This window comes from Xenorhabdus beddingii, assembly GCF_002127545.1.
Classification (GTDB): Bacteria; Pseudomonadota; Gammaproteobacteria; order Enterobacterales; family Enterobacteriaceae; genus Xenorhabdus; species Xenorhabdus beddingii.
Genome location: NZ_MUBK01000019.1, coordinates 70,401 through 91,501, shown reverse-complemented (window position 1 = coordinate 91,501; position 21,101 = coordinate 70,401). Strand labels below are relative to the sequence as shown.

23 protein-coding genes and 1 other RNA gene are annotated in these 21,101 nt (G+C 44.3%); 17 read left to right on the top strand and 7 right to left on the bottom strand.

Translation table 11 applies throughout. The annotated features are described in order from the left end of the window. Nucleotides 1-58 precede the first annotated feature (58 nt). Both ssrA and smpB read right to left on the bottom strand, forming a co-directional pair. Nucleotides 59-422: a transfer-messenger RNA gene (gene ssrA / locus Xbed_RS12230) on the bottom strand. Between the two features lie 50 nt (nucleotides 423-472). Continuing rightward, entirely contained in the window at nucleotides 473-955 is a 483-nt protein-coding gene (gene smpB, locus Xbed_RS12225) for an SsrA-binding protein SmpB (RefSeq protein ID WP_086113201.1), read from the bottom strand. A gap of 157 nt (nucleotides 956-1,112) precedes the next feature. Between smpB and Xbed_RS12220 the strand changes: the two genes are divergently transcribed. Further along, the gene (locus Xbed_RS12220) at nucleotides 1,113-1,547 is read left to right on the top strand and encodes a type II toxin-antitoxin system RatA family toxin (protein WP_086113200.1); all 435 of its coding nucleotides are present in this window, start codon (nucleotides 1,113-1,115) and stop codon (nucleotides 1,545-1,547) included. Then, the gene (locus Xbed_RS12215; protein WP_086113199.1) at nucleotides 1,540-1,833 is read left to right on the top strand and encodes an RnfH family protein; all 294 of its coding nucleotides are present in this window, start codon (nucleotides 1,540-1,542) and stop codon (nucleotides 1,831-1,833) included. The genes Xbed_RS12220 and Xbed_RS12215 overlap by 8 nt, the downstream gene beginning before the upstream one ends. 62 nt (nucleotides 1,834-1,895) lie before the next feature. Here the strand turns inward: Xbed_RS12215 and bamE are convergent, their stop codons facing one another. From bamE to nadK, 3 genes are all read right to left on the bottom strand, one after another. After that, complete coding sequence (gene bamE, locus Xbed_RS12210) at nucleotides 1,896-2,240, bottom strand: outer membrane protein assembly factor BamE (RefSeq protein WP_086113198.1); 345 nt, start codon at nucleotides 2,238-2,240, stop codon at nucleotides 1,896-1,898. A 296-nt stretch (nucleotides 2,241-2,536) separates the two neighbouring features. After that, on the bottom strand, nucleotides 2,537-4,210 hold the full coding sequence (gene recN / locus Xbed_RS12205; protein WP_086113197.1) for a DNA repair protein RecN: 1,674 nt from the start codon (nucleotides 4,208-4,210) through the stop codon (nucleotides 2,537-2,539). 116 nt (nucleotides 4,211-4,326) lie between these two features. Continuing rightward, entirely contained in the window at nucleotides 4,327-5,205 is an 879-nt protein-coding gene (nadK, locus tag Xbed_RS12200) for an NAD(+) kinase (RefSeq protein ID WP_139837487.1), read from the bottom strand. A 124-nt stretch (nucleotides 5,206-5,329) separates the two neighbouring features. Here nadK and grpE point away from each other — a divergent pair, with 124 nt between their 5' ends. Then, on the top strand, nucleotides 5,330-5,911 hold the full coding sequence (grpE, locus tag Xbed_RS12195; RefSeq protein ID WP_086113195.1) for a nucleotide exchange factor GrpE: 582 nt from the start codon (nucleotides 5,330-5,332) through the stop codon (nucleotides 5,909-5,911). A 66-nt stretch (nucleotides 5,912-5,977) separates the two neighbouring features. Here the strand turns inward: grpE and ung are convergent, their stop codons facing one another. After that, nucleotides 5,978-6,658: a uracil-DNA glycosylase gene (ung, locus tag Xbed_RS12190; protein ID WP_086113194.1), complete on the bottom strand. Its 681-nt coding sequence runs from the start codon at nucleotides 6,656-6,658 to the stop codon at nucleotides 5,978-5,980. A 351-nt stretch (nucleotides 6,659-7,009) separates the two neighbouring features. Here ung and grcA point away from each other — a divergent pair, with 351 nt between their 5' ends. Both grcA and Xbed_RS12180 read left to right on the top strand, forming a co-directional pair. Beyond that, a complete protein-coding gene (gene grcA, locus Xbed_RS12185; protein ID WP_086113193.1) occupies nucleotides 7,010-7,393 on the top strand; it encodes an autonomous glycyl radical cofactor GrcA in 384 nt (127 codons plus the stop codon). Between the two features lie 315 nt (nucleotides 7,394-7,708). Beyond that, nucleotides 7,709-8,827: a Tle-like phospholipase domain-containing protein gene (locus Xbed_RS12180; RefSeq protein WP_086113192.1), complete on the top strand. Its 1,119-nt coding sequence runs from the start codon at nucleotides 7,709-7,711 to the stop codon at nucleotides 8,825-8,827. Nucleotides 8,828-8,910: 83 nt separating this feature from the next. On the opposite strand, the gene srmB is transcribed toward Xbed_RS12180, so the two are convergent. Next, complete coding sequence (gene srmB / locus Xbed_RS12175; protein WP_086113191.1) at nucleotides 8,911-10,251, bottom strand: ATP-dependent RNA helicase SrmB; 1,341 nt, start codon at nucleotides 10,249-10,251, stop codon at nucleotides 8,911-8,913. Nucleotides 10,252-10,393: 142 nt separating this feature from the next. Here srmB and Xbed_RS12170 point away from each other — a divergent pair, with 142 nt between their 5' ends. The 12 genes from Xbed_RS12170 (at nucleotide 10,394) to acpS (ending at nucleotide 21,101) form a co-directional block, all read left to right on the top strand. Beyond that, nucleotides 10,394-11,230, top strand: coding sequence for a tRNA1(Val) (adenine(37)-N6)-methyltransferase (locus Xbed_RS12170; RefSeq protein ID WP_086113190.1), 837 nt, complete (start codon nucleotides 10,394-10,396; stop codon nucleotides 11,228-11,230). Between the two features lie 402 nt (nucleotides 11,231-11,632). Beyond that, complete coding sequence (gene rpoE / locus Xbed_RS12165) at nucleotides 11,633-12,208, top strand: RNA polymerase sigma factor RpoE (RefSeq protein ID WP_047768512.1); 576 nt, start codon at nucleotides 11,633-11,635, stop codon at nucleotides 12,206-12,208. 32 nt (nucleotides 12,209-12,240) lie between these two features. Then, nucleotides 12,241-12,897 (top strand): anti-sigma-E factor RseA, encoded by a 657-nt coding sequence (gene rseA, locus Xbed_RS12160; protein ID WP_086113189.1) that lies wholly within the window; start codon nucleotides 12,241-12,243, stop codon nucleotides 12,895-12,897. A gap of 5 nt (nucleotides 12,898-12,902) precedes the next feature. Then, complete coding sequence (rseB, locus tag Xbed_RS12155; protein WP_086113188.1) at nucleotides 12,903-13,862, top strand: sigma-E factor regulatory protein RseB; 960 nt, start codon at nucleotides 12,903-12,905, stop codon at nucleotides 13,860-13,862. Beyond that, nucleotides 13,862-14,326, top strand: coding sequence for a SoxR-reducing system protein RseC (gene rseC, locus Xbed_RS12150; RefSeq protein ID WP_086113187.1), 465 nt, complete (start codon nucleotides 13,862-13,864; stop codon nucleotides 14,324-14,326). Before rseB ends, rseC begins: the two co-directional genes overlap by 1 nt. Nucleotides 14,327-14,536: 210 nt before the next feature. Next, a complete protein-coding gene (gene lepA / locus Xbed_RS12145) occupies nucleotides 14,537-16,333 on the top strand; it encodes a translation elongation factor 4 (protein WP_086113186.1) in 1,797 nt (598 codons plus the stop codon). A gap of 20 nt (nucleotides 16,334-16,353) precedes the next feature. Further along, nucleotides 16,354-17,325, top strand: a complete 972-nt coding sequence (lepB, locus tag Xbed_RS12140) for a signal peptidase I (RefSeq protein ID WP_086113185.1) — start codon at nucleotides 16,354-16,356, stop codon at nucleotides 17,323-17,325. Between the two features lie 267 nt (nucleotides 17,326-17,592). After that, on the top strand, nucleotides 17,593-18,273 hold the full coding sequence (gene rnc / locus Xbed_RS12135; RefSeq protein ID WP_086113184.1) for a ribonuclease III: 681 nt from the start codon (nucleotides 17,593-17,595) through the stop codon (nucleotides 18,271-18,273). Then, a complete protein-coding gene (gene era, locus Xbed_RS12130; RefSeq protein WP_086113183.1) occupies nucleotides 18,270-19,175 on the top strand; it encodes a GTPase Era in 906 nt (301 codons plus the stop codon). The genes rnc and era overlap by 4 nt, the downstream gene beginning before the upstream one ends. A gap of 9 nt (nucleotides 19,176-19,184) precedes the next feature. Beyond that, nucleotides 19,185-19,922 carry a DNA repair protein RecO gene (recO, locus tag Xbed_RS12125; protein ID WP_086113182.1) on the top strand — a complete coding sequence of 246 codons (738 nt, stop codon included), beginning with the start codon at nucleotides 19,185-19,187 and terminating at the stop codon, nucleotides 19,920-19,922. A 67-nt stretch (nucleotides 19,923-19,989) separates the two neighbouring features. After that, nucleotides 19,990-20,721 (top strand): pyridoxine 5'-phosphate synthase, encoded by a 732-nt coding sequence (gene pdxJ / locus Xbed_RS12120; RefSeq protein ID WP_086113181.1) that lies wholly within the window; start codon nucleotides 19,990-19,992, stop codon nucleotides 20,719-20,721. Beyond that, nucleotides 20,721-21,101: a holo-ACP synthase gene (gene acpS / locus Xbed_RS12115; RefSeq protein ID WP_086113180.1), complete on the top strand. Its 381-nt coding sequence runs from the start codon at nucleotides 20,721-20,723 to the stop codon at nucleotides 21,099-21,101. The genes pdxJ and acpS overlap by 1 nt, the downstream gene beginning before the upstream one ends.

Sequence of the window (21,101 nt, the reverse complement as noted above, 5' to 3'; positions counted from 1 at the left end):
TTTGCCGCCATTTTCAAATAAAAAAGGGCTACACTTTCGTGTAACCCCTTGTTTTATTTGGTGGAGCTGGCGGGAGTTGAACCCGCGTCCGAAATTCCTACATCCTCGGTACTACATGCTTAGTCTAGTCTTTACATTCGCTAGCCAGCTGCGGACAGACACGTCACTGACAAACTAGCCTGATTGGATTTAACGCTTCAACCCCAGGCAGGGCATCCACGCGATCTCTTTTGGGTTTGACCTCTCTTGATCCCCGTCCTAAGAGCGGAGGCTAGGGAGAGAGGGCTCTAAGCAGGTTATTAAGCTGCTAGTGCGTAGTTTTCGTCGTTTGCGACTATTGTTTTGCGGCTTTTTACGAGGCCAACCGCCCCTCGGCATGCACCTTGGGTTTCGCGAATCCCGTCGAATCCAGAATCAGCCCCAAGTATGTTAAAGGGAAGTATATCAGAATATTGAGCGATAATGCCAGTAATTAACGCCCTGAATTCTTCATAATTCGCGCTTTGTCTAATTTCCACTCACGTTCTTTGATGTCTGAACGTTTATCGTGCTCTTTTTTACCTTTTGCAACGCCAATTTTGATTTTGCACCAGGCATTTTTCCAATACATGGAAAGCGCAACGATTGTATAACCTTCACGATTGATTCGACCATACAGTGAATCAAGCTCGCGTTTGTTAAGTAGTAGTTTGCGTGACCGTGTCGGATCACAAACTACATGGGAAGAAGCAACATTTAATGGTGTGATTGTGGCACCAAAAAGATAAGCATCACCATTTTTGAGCAAAACATAACTCTCACTAATGTTAGCTTTGCCTGCGCGCAGTGACTTGACTTCCCAACCTTGTAGGGATAAGCCTGCTTCGAATTCTTCTTCAATGAAGTATTCGTGGCGGGCTCGCTTATTCATGGCAATTGTTGCCGAACCGGGTTTGTGTGCTTTTTTCTTTGTCATAATGCGTTGTATTATACTGTATGCGTTAATGAAAGAAATCTCTTCTGCATGATATTTAGCAATAAGTGCACATTTATTGTTCTAAATGCCATCAGGTTTTTATTTAACCACATTTAAGTGGTACTATTCAGCGCTGTTACGTTTTACAGGAAATGATATGCCTCAGATTAGTCGCTCTGCGCTAGTGCCTTACAGCGTGGAACAAATGTATAAATTGGTCAACGATGTGACGTCTTATCCGGATTTTTTACCGGGATGCGTGGGTAGCCGTGTGATAAGCAGCAGTAATAATGAGATAACGGCTTCGGTTGAGGTCTCTAAGGCTGGGATCAGTAAGACGTTCGTAACGCGCAATACGTTATTTGATAATGAAAGTATCAGAATGCAGCTTGTTGATGGGCCTTTTCGCAAGTTAATGGGGGGATGGCATTTTACTCCGCTAAGTGAGGATGCTTGTAAGGTTGAGTTACACCTCGATTTTGAGTTTACCAATAAGTTGATTGAATTGGCCTTTGGCAAGGTATTTAAGGAACTGGCCGGTAATATGGTACAGGCTTTTACCCAACGAGCGCGTGAGGTTTATAGTGTCTGAGATCAATATCGAAGTCGTTTATGCTCTGCCTGAGCGACAATATCTGTGTAATGTGAAAGTATCGCAAGGGGCAACGGTTGAGCAGGCGATTGTTGCGTCGGGTCTTTTGACATTACGTCATGATATCGATTTGACGAAAAATAAAGTCGGCATTTATAGCCGGCCCGCTAAGCTGACAGATACGTTGGAAGAGGGTGACCGTGTAGAAATTTATCGCCCTCTCATTGCTGATCCCAAAGAAATGCGGCGTAAGCGAGCAGAACGCGCTAAAAATAATGCTCAATAATCTCTATTCAAAGTCTATTTATTCGCCAGAATATCGACTGGCGAATAAATAAAGTCCACATCTTACTGATTCTTTGGCAGTGACTTCTCATTCTTGATATCAGTCAGCACACCTTGGCTATCAAAGGTAAGGGTTAGCGTTTCCTGAGTGACTTTTTCATGGCCGGGCTGTTGACGGAATACGTAATACCAAGTTTGACTGCCAAATGGATCGGTCAGCATTGGGGTTCCCAAAGTGTAAGCGACTTGCTGCTGGGTCATTCCCTTCTGGATTTTTGATATCGCAGCCGACGTTAGGTAATTCCCTTGATTAATATCAGGACGATAAACAACTCGCTCAAACATGGAGCAACCCGCAGTCAGCATAACAAGTGATACAGTAGCGGCAGTCAATAATTTACAGCGCATAGTGATTACATTCCTTTAGGAGTTAAGCCGTCGATAATAATAAACATTGAAGAGTTTGAAAACCTCTATACCCTTCATACTTCAAATTGCCTCTTTGTTGGCTACGCTCACCCATCCCAGCCACATAGTTATCTATGTTCCTGGGGATTGGTTCCCTTGCCGCCGCGATGCAACTCGAATTATTTTGGGTATACGCGTTTAACTATGACTTCAATTATACAAAAAAGTTGTATACCCGTCGTCTTTCAAGTTGCAGCTTTGTTGGCTGCATCTTGAAATCCATTGGGTATATTCATTTATGCCGCTAACAGCTCTTTTGCATTGGCTAATGTATTTTTTGTCACTTCACTTCCTGCCAAAAGCCGCGCAAGTTCCTGAAGCCGTGCTTTTTTATCCAATAATTGCATTCGGGTTTCCGTCTCTTCCCCATCAGTCTGTTTGCTGACGTAAAAGTGTTGATGTCCACATCCTGCCACTTGTGGTAAATGGGTGACGCACATCACCTGGGTTGATTCCCCCAATTCACGTAGTAGGCGGCCAACAATGGCGGCTGTCGGCCCACTGATACCCACATCAACTTCGTCGAAGATGAGTGCAGGTGTTTCCATTTTCTTTGCTGTGATCACTTGAATCGCCAGTGCAATGCGGGAAAGCTCACCACCTGATGCCACTTTTGCCAGTGATTGGTGAGGCTGGCCGGGGTTGGTGGTGACATTGAATTCAACTTTGCTGGCACCGTCAATGTTTAAATGCTGGGGTTCAAAGGTGATATCAATAGTAAAACGGCCATGGGGCATGGAAAGTTGGTGCATGCTGTTCGTGATCAACTGGCTTAATTCCACGGCGTATTTCTGGCGAACATGATGCAGTTTTTCTGCCACAGTCAGCGCTTGCTGGTAGTGCTGGCTAACGAGTTCACTCAGATGAGCACAATCATCTTCTTGTTGGGATAACTGATGCTGTTCTTCCAGGAGTTGCTGATGTAAGGCTGGCAGTTCTTCCGGTGCAACGTGGTGTTTACGGGCCATGCTGATTTGCTGGGAAATTTTCTGTTCCAGTTCAAACAGCCGGTTAGGATCCAGTTCCAGCAGGTCGCTGTAATGACGCAATTCATCAGTGACTTCATTAATTTGAATGGCTGCTTCCTCTAACATGCTAAGCAAGTTACTGAGTTTGTGATCCATGCCGGCAAGCTCAGTCAGTTCATTTCGTGCATAGCTCAGGAGACTGACAATGTTCTGTTCATCATTATCGCTTAAGATTTGGAGAACGTTCTGGCTGACCGACAAAAATTGCCCGCAGTTTGCCAGCCGCTTATATTCGCTATCCTGTTCTTGATACTCTCCCACTTGTGGTGAAAGTTCGTTCAATTCTTTCAGATGATATTCCAGCAATTGCTGACGTGAGCGCCGTTCAAGGGCTTGTTGCTGGAATTGAGAGAGAGCCTGACAGCTTTGTCGCCATTGTTGGTAAACCTGTTTCATTTCATGCTGGAGTTCGAAATCTCCCGTGTAGATATCCAATAAACGTCTTTGATGACGGTTTTCTAACAGCAATTGATGAGCATGTTGGCCGTGAATTTGAATCAGGTGTGAACCTAATTCACGCAACTGAGAAAGTGGTACGGCAGTACCGTTGATGAAACCGCGAGAGCGCCCATCTGCGGTAATCGTGCGCCGCAACAGGCACTCATTGTCATCATCAAAACCTTCATCAAGCTGATGGTCTTCGAGCCAGTTACGGGCGGAAGGGGCATCGGCCAGTGAAAAACGGGCACAAAGATCAGTACGGGGAGCACCAGAACGAACCATATTGGCTTCGCCCCGATTGCCAAGACATAAACCCAACGCATCAATTGCGATGGATTTACCGGCTCCGGTTTCTCCTGTGATCGCCGTCATTCCTGAGCGAAAATCGATTTCAAGCTCGCGAACGATAGCAAAATTACTGATGGTCAACTGAGTTAGCATCGTGCTCCTCCTGCTTTTCCTGTGTATAAAAACACGTTCCTGTGCATAAAAACATGTCTGTGCTTACATACAGTATAAACTGGTATTTTATACAGTAAAGTAGGGGAGCATGGTTTTTAAAACATTTTTTTCGACCAGCCCAGTTTTGTGCTCAGTGTATTGAAGTAATTGTAATCTTTTGGGTGGATCAAATGCAGATTATATTCGCTGCGTTTGATAATCACCTCTTCACCGTCCTGAATGGGCAAAACTATCTGGCTGTCACAACTGACTTCATAGTCACTGCTGTTTTGAGAAAATTTCAGCCGAATGCTGCTTTCGCTGCTGATGACGAGAGGACGTGCTGAAAGTGTGTGCGGAAACATGGGCACCAGCACGATGGCATCCAAATTTGGTGTTAATATTGGCCCTCCGGCAGATAAAGAATAAGCAGTGGAACCTGTCGGCGTTGCGATAATTAAGCCATCTGAACGTTGGGAAAAAGCAAAGCGTTCATCAATATAAACCTCAAACTCAATCATATGGGCAACTTTGCCCGGATGTAACACCACTTCGTTCAGCGCGGTACTGCGCCGGGATTTCTGCCCTTTTTTTGTGACTTGAGCTTCGAGTAGAAAGCGTTTTTCGTCCCGATATTCGCCATCCAGAACTTCGGAGAGCTGTTGTAAAGCATTATCGGGATCTAAATCAGTCAGAAAACCCAAGTTACCCCGATTGATACCAATGACTTTAATGTCATAGCGGGAGAGTACTCTGGCTGCGCCAAGCATGTTGCCATCCCCACCGACAACAATGACCAGATCGGCGATTTTGCCGATTTCTGTCAGTCCTCCGGTTTGGGCGTCTTTTAAGTCAATATCTTTCGCAACCTGCCTGTCCATAATGACGCAATAACCTTTAGAAACTAACCAATGGTAAAGCATTTCATGGGTGGCCAGAGCTTCAGGATGACGTGGACGGCCGACAATACCGATGCATTTGAATTCATTATTCATTGCTGTTATTTCCTTCAGCATATGGTTTTGCCCTCACAATATGATGTGTTCCCTTGAATCCCGCGTATAGATCCCCATAATAAGCAAGAATGGCGAAGATAATACAAAATACGCGGAGATATTCATGAGTAGTAAAGACCAAAAAGTACCTGACGAGCAAGTCTCAGAAAATACAGAAAATGTATTAGAGCAACAAATTAATGCAGAACAGGCAGACGCGCCAGAGACTGAAAATGTTGTTGACCCGCGTGTTGCCGAGTTGGAAGAACAACTAAAACAGGCTCAGGTTAACGAACGTGATGCTATGCTGCGTGCTCGTGCTGAAGTGGAAAATATTCGCCGTCGTACTGAGCAGGATGTGGAAAAAGCACATAAATTCGCATTGGAAAAATTTGCCAATGAACTCCTGCCTGTTATCGACAATCTGGAACGTGCCCTGGAGGTGACTGATCGTACTAATGAATCATTGCAATCTATGATTGAAGGTATTGAACTGACTCTGAAATCTTTTATTGATGCAGTGGGCAAGTTCGGCATTGAAGTTGTTGGTGACACTAACGTGCCTTTCAATCCAGAAGTGCATCAGGCGATGACAATGATGGAATCTGATCAACATGAACCTAATCACGTTATGTTGGTAATGCAGAAAGGTTATACCCTGAATGGTCGTTTACTGCGTCCTGCAATGGTTGCCGTTTCCAAATAAGAATCATGTTTTCCCGTGATGTAATGCCGCCATTGAGAAGGCGGCATTTTTGTAGGCAGAAATCGATTATTGAGGTAATTGGGGTGCCCAATCAATGGGAGGCAATCCCTGTTTTTCCAGCAGTGTGTTGGCGTGTGAAAAATGTTTGCAGCCTAAAAACCCTCGATGGGCTGACAAGGGTGAAGGATGTGGTGCTTTCAGCACATGATGGCGTTGGGTATCGATAAAACGGCCTTTTTTCTGGGCATGAGAACCCCAAAGCAGGAAAACAACTCCGCTACGATGTTCATTGATTGCTGCAATGACTTTATCCGTGAAGGTTTCCCACCCCAGATTCGCATGAGAATGTGCGTTCCCGCGTTCAACGGTTAGCACGGTATTGAGCAGCAATACCCCTTGTTTTGCCCAACTGATCAAACAACCGTGGTTGGGGCGAGTAAATCCCGTAATATCCGATTCCAGTTCTTTGTACATATTGACAAGAGAAGGTGGTGCTGGAATGCCGGGTTGTACTGAGAAAGCCAGCCCATGAGCCTGATTCGGGCCATGATAAGGGTCTTGTCCCAAAATCACCACTTTTACATCAGCCAATTCGGTATAGCGGAATGCGTTGAAAACATCTTGCTGCGGCGGATAAATGGTTTTTCCAGCCTGACGTTCGTTGGCAACATAAGCCAATGTATCAACGAAATAAGGCTGTTTCTTCTCATTGCCGATGACATCGTGCCATGTGATAGGTGCGGACATAACCAATCCCTTTCTATATGATTATCAGATGGACTTAAGCTTACCGATTCCCTTGGCGTAGGGAAACCCTCGGATTTCACTCCAAGTTGACTTCATAGAATGAAAATCTGTTTTTACAAAATATTTTGAAAATTTATAAAAATTATTTTATAAGGGTTTTCTAAAAAATATATTATAAAACAGTTAATTATGATTTCATTGATAATAACCTTATAAAATTAATTGATTTCAATCAAAGAATCTTCTCATGTGTATTGGTATACAGGAAATGATGAACAAGGGTTGATTAAGTCATGGTTTGACTAAATAACCAAGATGATGATGATGATGATGATGAAGTTGGAGGTATAAATGATTACTGGGATTCAGATTACCCAATCTGACAACGCTGCATTGATGAATTCTTTTTGGCTGTTGGATGATGAAAAAAATGAAGTACGTTGTATCTGCGCTAAAGCGGAATACGATGAAGGTCAGATTGTTGCCAAAAATGAATTGGGGCAATTTGAATATCGGGAAATTCCGTTGGAAGTCAAACCCACTGTGCGTGTAGAAGGGGGGCAGCATCTCAATGTTAATGTCCTGCGCCGTGAAACGCTGGAAGATGCAGTGAAGCACCCTGAAAAATATCCTCAGCTCACCATTCGTGTGTCGGGTTATGCCGTACGTTTTAATTCACTGACGCCAGAGCAGCAACGTGATGTTATCGCGCGTACTTTTACAGAAAGTCTGTGATTTTTTGTATAAATCTCGCCAGGCAGCTAAAGGCTGCCTAATTAATCTGATGTCCTGAACAATTATCTGAGCAATTCTTCTCTTATTGTTAAAATTAATTCACCAGAACTTAATGTAGTCATTATTGGAAAAGCCAAATTATGACACTTGATTGTTTTTATTCCATATTGGAATAATTAATATTTTTTTATTCTTTTGTTGCATTAAAAATGTTAATCAGTGATTAAATTTGTTGTAAAGATGTTAATTATTCTGCCGATAGAGAATTCAGGGGAGTTAATCACTCCTAATCTGAATAATCTGTAGGAGAATTTTATGACTTTATCAGTAAATGCCAGTTTTTTCAGTGAACTAGGGATATATTCCTTACAAGGTAATTCCCTGCAACTTCAACCTGATTCTCCAGCCGAATCACTACCCGATAAAGCTGATCGCCTTTCTTCTCCATCCATCTCACTTTCAGAGAATACCAAGCAGGCTAATACACTTTACCAATCATTGATTAATGATCTCAATGCCAGTGCGGTGGCTTCACCCGAATTGGCCGCTAATGATATTGCAGGAAAGCAGTCTAAGCGGATTGACTATGAGTTAACATTAGTCACGCGTGATGTTTACCGCGAGAACAGTTTAGGGCTTCCCGGTTTTGAACGCCTGTCTGATGGTGATCTATCAAAGGCAGGCATTGATCCTGACACGTTGAACGATTATTCAACCGGATTTCAGGCGGGGGTATATAAACATAAAGGGTTATATATTGTTTCTTTCACTGGCTCGAATGAATTGCAGGATTTTATGGTAAGCCTTCGTCAGGGGCTTGGCTACAATGAAAAACAGTATAATCAGGCTTTGGAATTAGCCAATAAGACCTTAAAGGTATTTGGCGAAAATATTATTTTCACGGGGCATTCATTGGGGGGTGGGCTGGCAACTGTGGCGGCATTGGCGACCGGAAAACCGGCGGTTATTTATAATTCCGTTGGCGTTTCAGATCCCACATTGGAACGTATGGGGGTATCGCCTGAAGTTGCCCGAGAAATGGCTGACAATGGTTTGATTCGTCATTATTCCGTCCAATACGACTGGTTGGGTGATTTGCAGAAAGCATTGCCCGTGCCTCAACCGATGGGACACCAAATAGATCTTGAATATGAATTGAAAAATGCGGGAGGGGCTATTTTTCCTTATCGATATGGATTGCATACCTTTAAAGCTCACTTTTTGGAAGCGGTGTTGGAATTAATGACAGTGCATGAGCCTTGGTTGAATAATGATGATGCCATGTTAGCGTCAACCATGGATAGTACAGATGAAGGGATGCTGTCGTTGAATATGCCTTCTTTGCAAACATTGGCGATGGTCATGGATGATCCTGCCATCAGAGAGCAATTTGAGGAAACTTATCAGCAAATTGTGTCACAAAGAAGTACATAACATTAAGTGATCTAATGTTTGAATGATATAGGTAAAGAGGCGAAGTCATCTGATATTTAATGACCTCGCCTGGCTTTGGATAATTAATCTTTGCCAGATTCAATGACTTCTGGTTTTGGATTGCTGGAAGGAGTGCGACGTTTACCGATGTTTTTGCTGTCACGATGACGGACTTTCACCCGTTTTGTCTTCGTCCCTTCTGATTTTTTCTTCTCTTTGCGTTTTTCCAACACTTTTTTGGAAGGTTTGTAGCTCTTATTCTCACTTGGCGCTTTGGTTTGTGGACGAAGTTCGTCAACAACCCGTATTTTCAGTGGCTCTTGGAGGTAACGGCTAATTTTACCCAGCAGAGGATGATCGTGGGATTCAACCAGAGCAATGGCGGTTCCTTTACGGCCAGCGCGGGCTGTACGGCCAATCCGATGCAGGTAAACATCCGCAGTACGGGGTAAATCGAAGTTAAAGACATGGCTGATGTTGTCGATATCCAGACCGCGGGAAGCGACGTCTGTTGCGACCAGAACCTTGACTTTCCCCTCATTCAGCCGTTTTATGGCATCAGTGCGCTTGGCTTGTACCATCTCGCCTTCAAGGAAACCGGCTTGAATCCCGGACTGACTCAGCCAATCAACCAGTTCGCGTACACGTTCACGTTTGCGCACGAAAACAATGGATTTTGTAACATCAGGCTGCTGGAGAAGGTTGCACAGCAAGGCGGTTTTATGTTCTAACGTATCCGCACGATAATAAAATTGCTGAATTTTTTTGCGTTCGCGGCGGGAAGGTTCTGCATCAATCTCAACAGGATCGGTTAACAGGCGCTCGGCGAAATCACGAATGGATTCACCTTCCAGTGTCGCGGAAAATAATAGGGTTTGTTTACGCCAGCGCGTTTCACCTGCAATGGTTTCGACGTCATTGGCAAATCCCATATCCAGCATGCGATCAGCTTCATCAAGAATTAAAGTCTCCACTGCACGGCAGTCGAAATTTTCTTCTTTGATGTATTGCAGCAGACGCCCTGTCGTTGCAACAACAATATCCTGATTCTCACTGAATACTTCTGCGTGATTCATATAGGCAACACCACCCGTGATTGTGGCGATATCTAAATGTGTGTGGGCTGCCAATTCTTTTGCTTGTTCTGCAACCTGCATTGCCAGTTCGCGGGTTGGAGTCAAAATCAGGATACGCGGTGGCCCTGATTTTTTGCGGGGAAAATCCAGTAAATGCTGTAATACAGGCAACAGGTAGGCGGCGGTTTTACCCGTACCGGTTGGTGCTGAGCCAAGTACATCACGCCCATCCATGGCAGCAGGAATGGCTGCCGCTTGAATTGCCGTCGGGCGTTCATAGCCTTTATCGTTTAGTGCATCAAGCAGGGATTCATCAAGTTCGAATTCAGAAAAATTTGTCGCAGTCATTATATACCTCAGTTTGGGCCGCCGATTATAAACAGGTTAGGCACATTCTTCACCCTATAAAATATCCTATGAGCAGGTTGCTTTTATCTGCGAGCCATAAGATTTATGCTATGGCGAATTTTGATTTCAGCAGATATGACTCATGGCATTGATAGATAAACCCGTTTTTCGCCGCGGTGGTTTTACATTTAAACAATTTTTTGTTGGGCATGATCAATGTGCGATGAAAGTCGGGACGGATGGTGTGCTGTTGGGAGCCTGGGCGCCAGTATATAACAAGAAAAGGTGTCTGGATATTGGATGTGGCAGTGGCTTGATTGCATTGATGTTGGCTCAACGGGCAGGAGAAGAGACACGGATTGATGCCGTGGAGCTGGATGCTTTTGCAGCAATGCAGGCGGCTGATAATGTACGTCAATCACCGTGGTCTTCCCGAATTACGGTGCATCAGCAGGATATCCATGACTTTGTGCGGCAGCATGTGGAACAAAATGGGTTACAGCAAGGTGATTTGCGGCAAGAAAGTGGTTCACAGGGAAAACGTGATTCACAGGAAAAAAGTGGTTTACGGAAAAGTAATACCCAATATGATTTAATTGTCAGCAATCCGCCATACTTTGAACCTGCTATTGCATGCAGGAATGAAGCCCGCAATCAGGCTCGCTATACGGAATCATTGACCCATCAGGGATTATTGGAATGTGTACGGGTATTGATTTCACCGACGGGGTTATTTTGCGTGGTGTTGCCTTATGACATTGGTGAGCAATTTGAAAAGATGGCATCAGATTCGGGATGGTTTACTCATTTTCGGGTCAATATCCGCGACAGACAGGATAAGCCGTTGCATCGCCTGTTACTGGGGTTATCTTTGCACGAACAGTCGAGTGAGGTGAGGAAGTTAACGATTCGTACCTTGGATGGTGCGTACTCAGATGAATTTCGCCGGCTAATAACAGATTTTTATATTTATTATTGATAATGTGGGCGCAATTGGGGTGATGAGACGGGTTAGGGTAAAATTTTCATCTCTTACATAAAAATCACGTATCCGTGAAATAGGGACTATGATTTGTACTATATGTTCTTGATGTTCTTGCGGCATGTTTTTAAGCCTGTTCTTAAGGAATACATTTAAGAGGCTCAATTGGGTTTCTGAACACGACACACGATAAGCGAATGATATAAATAAAATTTAAATATCAATGATATATAAGAAATAGAATACGAAATAACAGGTGGTTGTAATATAAAATTACAGCCAAAGTTGAACTTCACAATCAATAAATACTCAAAGTCATGCTTGTTCGGGAAAGCAGGACATCATATAGGTTTAAGTAAGTATAAATGTGGAGTTTTACCTCAGGAGAGTGAACCTCGGATGAGCGAGCAGTTAACGGATCAAATGCTGATTGAACGGGTCCAGAAAGGTGACCAAAAAGCATTTAATTTGCTGGTGATGAGATATCAGCACAAAGTAGCGAGCCTGATTGCTCGTTACGTACCTCAAAGCGACGTTCCTGATGTGGCTCAAGAGGTTTTTATCAAGACTTATCGTGCGCTTTCTTCTTTCCGCGGTGATAGTGCATTTTACACATGGTTGTACCGTATAGCTGTTAACACAGCTAAAAATTATTTGGTTGCTCAGGGGCGTCGGCCGCCATCCAATGATTTGGATGCTAACGATGCAGAAAATTATGATACCTCAAGTTCATTGAAAGAAATTTCGAACCCTGAGAACTTAATGTTGTCTGAAGAATTAAAGGAAGTGGTTTTCCGCACGATTGAATCGCTTCCGGAAGATTTACGGGTAGCGATTACGTTAAGGGAGTTGGATGGGTTGAGCTATGAAGAGATAGCCGACATCATGGAATGCCCCGTAGGTACTGTGCGTTCGCGAATTTTCCGGGCTAGGGAAGCCATTGATAATAAAGTTCAACCACTTATCCAACAGTAGTGGGACAAAACAATTCTTAAAGGTACTTTGGCATGCAAAGAGAGAAACTTTCCGCTTTAATGGATGGAGAAGCTCTTGATAGTGAAGTAATTCATTTGGTCTCTGAAGATGCAGTTATGCAGAAACAGTGGGAAAGGTATCATCTTGTCCGTGATGTGCTGCGTGGTGATGTGGGAAATGTGTTACATCTGGATATCGCGAGTCAAGTAGCGCTGGCGCTTGAGAAAGAGCCTATCCCGATTAATCCTAATCCGGCGGTTGTCCTGGAATCGCAGCCAGAGCCTGAAACATGGGTCAGAATGCCATTCTGGAGCAAAATTCGTCCATGGGCGAGTCAAATTACACAAGTTAGCGTTGCTGCCTGTGTATCTTTGGCCGTGATTATTGGTGTCCAGCAATATAATAGCGGTAGTGGTGCTGAAGCGGATATTCAATCTGATACCCCGGTCTTCAACACATTGCCTGTGATGGGAGCGGCTTCACCCGTTGGCTTGGCGACTTCGGTTGATGATGAAACTTTTGGCGGTGATTTGAGTATGCAAGTGAGGGAAAGTAATAAACGAATTGATGCGATGTTGCAGCAATATGAACTTTCCCGACGTATTCATTCTGAGAAGAATTATGGTGTTACTCAAATTAATCAACCTCTTGGAGTGCCAGCATCGCAAGCACAACAACAATCACAATAACCGTAATGAAACGCATTTGGTTTTTCATTTTTTTATTGGCGACCAGCCTGTTGAATCCTTTAAAAGCCTCGGCGCAGCAAAGCAGCGCCGAGGCTTTGTTGCAGGATATGAATAATGCCGTACAAACGCGGGATTATGAACTGGGCTTCATCAATATAGGGCAGCAATTTCTTGTTCCGTTGCGCTATCGTCATGCCATTATTGATGGCCAACCCATTGCTCAAATCATACAAATGGATGGTTCACGCCGGGAAATTATCCAACGTGGTGATCAGATCAGTTACTACGAGCCGGGGCTGGATTCATTCAGCTTGCATGGCAATCATATCGTCGATTATCTTCCGCCGATCATCTTTGCCAATTTTGAACAGTTACAAAAGTTTTATCGTCTGGTTGATGCCGGCAGTACGCACGTGGGTGATCATCCAGTGAGATTTGTTCGCATCATATCGAAAGACGAGTCCCGCTATAGTTATAACCTTCTGATTGATGAGAAAAGTTATCTTCCTCTCCTGGTTGATTTGTTGGATAAGGATAATGTCACCGTCATTGAGCAATTCCGTGTCGTGTCATTAACCGTGAATGGCTACATTAAGAAAGAGCTGAATGCCATTATTGGTTTGAAGTTACCGCCGATGTTGCTTGTTCCTCCTTCCGAAAAACAGACGTTTAATTGGCGGGTTGGAAAAATGCCTGAAGGCTTCAATGAAATTTCCCGTACCAGCCGTAAACTGTCAGAAACGGAATGGTTTGAATCCATCATGTATAGTGACGGACTGTTTAATTTTTCTGTCAATGTAGTGAATGCAAACAAAAAGTCTGTCAATGAACAACCCTTTCGACAAGGCAGGAGAACGGTTTATACTTTGGCCAGAGGTAAAAATAGCATTACCGTCATTGGCGAGTTGCCTTTTGCAACTGCCGAGCGGGTTGCGGCAAGCGTGACATTCACAGGGGAAAACTGATGGTTAAAGAATGGGCGACGGTTGTCCGTTGGCAAAAAGGCCGCGCACTGTTGAGTTACGGTTCATCTTCTGGTTGTGGCAGTTGTCAGGCCAAAACCGGCTGCGGTTCTTATCTATTGGAAAAAATGGGGCCAGAAAATCTCCATCAGTTGGAATTGGAAATTTCCCAGCCACTTCAACCGGGGCAGAAAGTTGAAGTGGGCATTGCTGAAAGCAGTCTGCTGCGTTCAGCCATGTTAGTCTATCTGACGCCATTATTGGGGTTGTTTTTGGGCGCTGTTTTTTTTCAATCTTGGACGGCTGACCAATTATGGATATGTTTAGGGGGAATTGGCGGTGGATTGGCCGGTTTTTTCATCGCCCGCAGGATTGCTGCGTATTGGGATCACCTGCAAGCATACCAGCCTGTCGTATTACAAATTGGTCTACCTCCTGATGCGATTAAGGTTCTACAGCAGGAATAATCTGATTTACCCTACGGGCTTCAACTTTTTATCATACTGAAAATCACAGGGTCATACTGGAAATATCAGGCATGACTAGGTTTTCGCAGGTTTGGCATGTAGAATACGCCACCTCAGGCCAGTGGCCGAACCAATAAACTGTCGCTTTATGTCCATCAGTGTGTCCATAGGCGAATGATTCAGAAATATTAAGGCAAAAAAGATTTAATAATGAAGCAAATACGAAATTTCTCCATTATCGCCCACATTGACCACGGTAAGTCCACGCTATCAGACCGGATTATTCAAATCTGTGGGGGGCTGTCAGATCGTGAAATGGCAGCACAAGTACTGGATTCAATGGATCTTGAACGTGAACGTGGCATCACTATCAAGGCGCAAAGTGTCACCCTGGATTATCAGGCAAATGACGGGCAAGTCTACCAATTAAACTTTATCGATACGCCGGGGCATGTTGACTTCTCTTATGAAGTTTCCCGTTCCCTGGCTGCTTGTGAAGGTGCTTTGTTGGTTGTGGATGCGGGTCAGGGCGTAGAAGCCCAGACATTGGCGAACTGCTATACCGCGCTTGACATGGATCTGGAAGTGGTTCCAGTTCTGAACAAGATTGACCTCCCGGCAGCCGAGCCAGAACGTGTCGCAGAAGAAATTGAAGACATTGTTGGCATTGATGCAGCAGACGCGGTTCGTTGTTCTGCAAAAACGGGGGTTGGAGTACAGGATGTTATTGAACGTCTGGTGCAAGAGATCCCGGCACCGGAAGGCGATTCTGATGCGCCATTACAGGCGCTGATTATTGATTCATGGTTTGACAATTACCTTGGCGTTGTTTCACTCGTCCGTATTAAAAACGGGACATTGCGTAAGGGTGATAAAATCAAGGTAATGAGTACCGGGCAGGTCTATAACGCTGATCGTCTGGGGATTTTTACGCCGAAACGTATCGATCGTGATGTGCTGAATTGTGGTGAAGTCGGCTGGTTGGTTTGTGCTATCAAAGATATTTTGGGAGCACCCGTGGGTGATACTCTGACGACGGCACGTCAACCTGCGGAAAAAGCCCTTCCTGGTTTTAAAAAGGTCAAGCCGCAAGTTTATGCAGGTCTGTTCCCAATAAGCTCAGATGACTATGAAGCATTTCGCGATGCGTTGGGTAAATTGAGCTTAAATGATGCTTCATTATTCTATGAACCAGAAAGTTCCACGGCATTGGGCTTCGGTTTCCGTTGTGGTTTCCTTGGTTTACTGCATATGGAAATCATTCAGGAACGTTTGGAACGTGAATATGATCTCGATTTAATTACTACTGCCCCAACAGTTGTTTATGAAGTTGAGACAAATAGTAATGATATTATTTACGTTGATAGTCCATCGAAGTTGCCGGCCTTAAATAATATTAAGGAACTGCGTGAACCGATTGCAGAATGTCACATGTTGTTGCCGAAAGAATACCTTGGCAACGTCATTACACTCTGTATAGAAAAACGTGGTGTACAGACTAATATGGTTTATCACGGTAATCAGGTTGCACTGACTTACGAAATCCCAATGGCTGAAGTTGTTCTGGATTTCTTTGACCGTTTGAAATCAACCTCTCGTGGTTATGCGTCTCTGGATTATAACTTTGTCCGTTTCCAGAGTTCAGACATGGTACGTGTGGATGTTCTGATTAACGGTGAGCGTGTTGATGCGCTGGCATTGATTACTCATCGTGACAACTCGCAATACCGTGGACGTGAGTTAGTGGAAAAAATGAAGGAATTAATTCCACGCCAGCAATTTGACATTGCAATTCAGGCTGCTATCGGGGCTCACATTATTGCGCGTTCCACCATTAAACAGTTACGTAAAAACGTACTGGCGAAATGTTATGGTGGTGATGTCAGTCGTAAGAAAAAACTATTGCAGAAGCAGAAAGAAGGTAAGAAACGCATGAAGCAGGTCGGGAATGTTGAGCTGCCACAGGAAGCCTTCTTAGCGATTCTGCATGTCGGAAAAGATAACTAACAAGGTTGTAAGGAGTTTAAATGGCTAACACTTTTGCCCTGATCTTAACGTTAGCAACGTTAATCACCGGTATTTTTTGGTGTATAGATCGGTTTAAATTCGCTCCTGAACGCAAGAAAAAATTTGCTCATATTCAGGAACAGGCGACAGGCGCAGAAGCTCAGAACGCTTTGGCTAAAGAAATCAATAAACCTTCATGGGTTGATACAATTGCATCTGTCTTTCCGGTGTTAGCCATTGTTTTGGTTCTGCGCTCTTTTGTCTATGAACCTTTTCAGATCCCCTCTGGTTCAATGATGCCAACATTGTTGATCGGTGATTTCATTCTGGTGGAAAAATTTGCCTATGGTCTGAAAGATCCGATAACCCAAACAACGTTAATTAAAACCGGTGAGCCTAAGCGCGGAGATATAGCCGTTTTCAAATACCCGGTTAATCCAAGCATGGATTTTGTCAAGCGGATCATTGGCTTACCGGGGGACAGGATTGTCTACGATTACGTCAAGAAAGAACTTCAGGTTTTCCCCGGCTGTGGCTGGAACACTGAATGTAAGGGAGACTTACCTGTCACTTATCGGGATGCATTTCCAAGTGAATGGACTATCAAAGAAGATGTCACACCTGAAGGCATTCGCATCAACGGTGTTCATCAAGTTCCTCTTGAAGAAGTATTAGAGCCGTATACGCTCCGCCAAGAGGAAAGAGTTGAGAGTTTAGGGGATGTGTCACACCATATTTTGACCATTTCTCAGGCTCACTCTATGCCACATTATCGTCAGGCAGGTTTACCACTGGGTATTTGGGTTGTCCCTGAAGGTCAATATTTCGCGATGGGTGATAATCGTGACAATAGTGCAGATAGCCGGGAATGGGGATTCGTACCGGAGAAAAACTTGGTAGGCCGTGCAACCGCCATCTGGATGAGCTTTGAAAAGCAAGAAGGTGAGTGGCCTACGGGTGTACGTTTGAATCGAATTGGTGGAATTCACTAATATTTATATATTAGCGCAGCATTAATTTATCTCACAGTGTAGAATATTCTTTCAAACGAGATAACTGGCTCCTTATGATGACGGACATTTTAAGGAGCTAGTGCAAACGCAACAGTTTTGTCAGGCTATATGTCGTATTATACCCAATAGATTTCAAGATGCCGCCAACAAAGCGGCAACTTGAAAGACGAAAGGTATAAGGGATGTAGCTTCACAGGTCTGTTGCGTGTGCTTTTATTTGATGAATTCTAACTGAATTGGTAGCACATGAACTCCATAATAACGAATCGGTTACAACGTAAGCTAGGATATACCTTTACACAGCACGACCTATTGCTTCAGGCTTTGACTCACCGCAGTGCCAGCAGTAAGCATAATGAGCGTCTGGAATTTCTTGGCGACTCCATCCTAAGTTTTGTCATTGCCAATGCGCTTTACCATCGTTTCCCCCGTGTTGATGAAGGGGACATGAGCCGTATGCGGGCAACATTGGTGCGTGGTAATACGTTGGCAGAATTGGCGAGAGAATTTGAGTTAGGTGAATGCCTGCGTTTGGGGCCGGGAGAGTTAAAAAGCGGGGGACACCGTCGCGAGTCCATTTTAGCGGATAGCGTTGAAGCCTTAATTGGTGCTATTTTTCTCGATAGTGATATTCAGACAATTGAAAAAATTATCCTGAGCTGGTATGAAACTCGCTTGAATGAAATTAGCCCGGGCGACAAGCAAAAAGATCCCAAAACACGTTTACAGGAATATTTGCAAGGGCGTCATTTGCCGTTGCCTACATATCTGGTTGTTCAAGTTCGTGGGGAAGCACACGATCAGGAATTTACAATTCACTGTCAGGTCAGTGGATTTGAACAACCTGTCAGAGGAGTAGGTTCCAGTCGTCGCAAGGCAGAACAGGCGGCTGCGGAACAAGCATTACAACAACTGGAGCTTGAATGAGCGAAGAAAAAAACTATTGCGGATTTGTTGCAATAGTCGGACGACCCAACGTCGGTAAATCGACTTTATTGAATCAGCTATTGGGTCAAAAGGTATCCATCACCTCCCGTAAGCCCCAAACGACGCGCCATCGCATCATGGGCATTCATACGGAAGGTGTCTATCAAACCATCTATGTTGATACACCGGGTCTTCATATTGAAGAAAAACGTGCGATCAACCGTTTGATGAACCGTGCGGCAAGCAGCTCTATTGGTGATGTAGAACTGGTTATTTTTGTTGTAGAAGGCACGCACTGGACAGCCGATGATGAAATGGTGGTGAATAAGTTGCGTCACTTACGTTGCCCTGTCTTACTTGCTATCAATAAAGTGGACAATGTGACAGACAAAACCATTCTCCTGCCACATATCGGTTTTCTGAGCCAACAGATGAATTTCATTGACGTGGTGCCGATCAGCGCAGAAAAAGGCATGAATGTGGCTACGGTTGTCAAGATTGTGCGCGATCATATGCCACAGGCAGAGCATCATTTCCCTGAGGATTACATCACCGATCGTTCACAGCGCTTCATGGCCTCAGAAATTATCCGTGAAAAACTGATGCGTTTTTTGGGTGATGAACTGCCGTATTCCGTGACCGTAGAAATTGAACAATTTGTTGCCAATGAGCGTGGCGGTTATAACATCCACGGTTTGATTCTGGTAGAACGCGATGGCCAGAAAAAAATGGTTATTGGTAATAAAGGCAGTAAAATCAAGACGATTGGTATAGAAGCCCGTCAAGATATGGAAAAACTGTTTGATGTTAAAGTCCACCTGGAACTGTGGGTAAAAGTGAAAGCAGGTTGGGCTGATGATGAACGAGCGCTGCGTAGCCTCGGTTACATCGACGACTTATAAGGCTGATTTGTGGACGGCTGGCAGAGAGCTTTCGTGCTTCATGGACGCCCTTACAGTGAAACCAGTTTATTACTGGATTTTTTTACTGAAAATGAAGGGCGGGTACGTGTTTTAGCGAAAGGCGCCCGCAGCCGTCGCTCTCATCTAAAAGGTTGCTTGCAACCCTTCACCCCGCTGCTCATTCGTTGGAGTGGGCGGGGGGAAATCAAGACATTAAGAGATGCCGAACCTATCTCATTGGCTCTTCCCTTAACGGGGAGTGTGCTTTACAGCGGTTTGTACGTCAATGAACTCTTATCCCGAGTGGTTGAGCAAGGAACGGCATATCCCGCCCTTTTTTTCGATTATCTCCAATGCCTACAAGTGCTTGCGGCGAGTGAATACACGCCGGAATACGCCTTGCGCCGTTTTGAATTAGCGTTATTAACCAATATGGGATACGGTGTAGATTATCTTCACTGTGCAGGCAGTGGTGAGCCTGTATCAGATGCGATGACTTATCGTTATCGTGAAGAAAAAGGGTTTATTGCCAGTTTGGTTATCGATCACTATAGCTTTACCGGCTATGAACTAAAGGCGTTGGCAGTGGGTGAATTCCCTGATCCTGCGACTTTGAAAGCAGCGAAGCGTTTCACTCGCATTGCTTTGAAGCCTTATTTGGGGGGGAAGCCGCTAAAAAGTCGTGAACTGTTTCGCCGATTTGTACGTAAAAAAAATGATAATCCCAACAAGAAAAATGAAAATTAAAGTCAGTTACGGTCTTATGATGAAAGCGTAGACTTTAATGAATCTTATATTATTGCAGGAGCTAAAAATGGCTGAGGTATTATTAGGTATCAACATCGATCACATTGCAACCCTACGTAATGCCCGTGGGACACAATATCCCGACCCTGTTCAGGCGGCATTTATTGCAGAGCAGGCGGGAGCTGATGGTATCACGATCCACCTGCGTGAAGACCGCCGCCATATTACTGATAGAGATGTTCAATTATTAGAAAAAACGATTCAAACCCGCATGAACCTTGAAATGGCGGTAACGGATGAAATGATAGGTATTGCCACTCAAATCAAACCGATGTTTTGTTGTTTGGTTCCTGAAAAGCGTCAGGAAGTCACAACAGAAGGGGGATTGGATGTTTATGGGCAAAAAGAACCGATTGCTGAAGCTGTTAAAATTTTATCGGAAGCGGGAATTCTTGTCTCTCTGTTTATCGATGCGGATCACCAACAAATTGATGCCGCTGTTGAAGTTGGCGCACCCTTTATTGAGATTCACACCGGTGCATACGCAGATGCAAAAGATGAGATACAGCAGGAAAAAGAGTTCCAGCGTATCAAAGAAGCGGCAACCTATGCGGCTGGAAAAGGCATTAAAGTTAATGCTGGTCACGGATTGACTTATCATAATGTACAGCGTATTGCGGCCTTACCTGAAATTTATGAATTGAATATTGGTCATGCCATTATTGGCCGCGCTGTATTCAGTGGTTTGTCTGCTGCGGTTGCAGAGATGAAAACTTTATTGAGGGAAGCACGCCGTTAATGGCCATTATTGGATTAGGCACAGATATTGTTGAAATATCCCGCATTGAAGACATTATTGGACGTTCTGGCGAACGTCTGGCAAGACGCATTCTGGCTGATGGGGAATGGCAACAATATCAGCAGCATAACCAACCTGTCCGCTTCCTCGCAAAGCGATTTGCAGTCAAGGAAGCGGCAGCCAAAGCGCTGGGAACAGGCATTCGCAATGGCTTGGCCTTTAATCAATTTGAAGTGATTAATGATCCACTAGGAAAACCCACATTAAAACTTCATGGAGAGGCTAACGTACTGGCCAATAAACTGAATGTAAGATCTACGCATGTCACACTGGCAGACGAACGGCGTTATGCTTGTGCGACGGTGATATTGGAAAGCTAA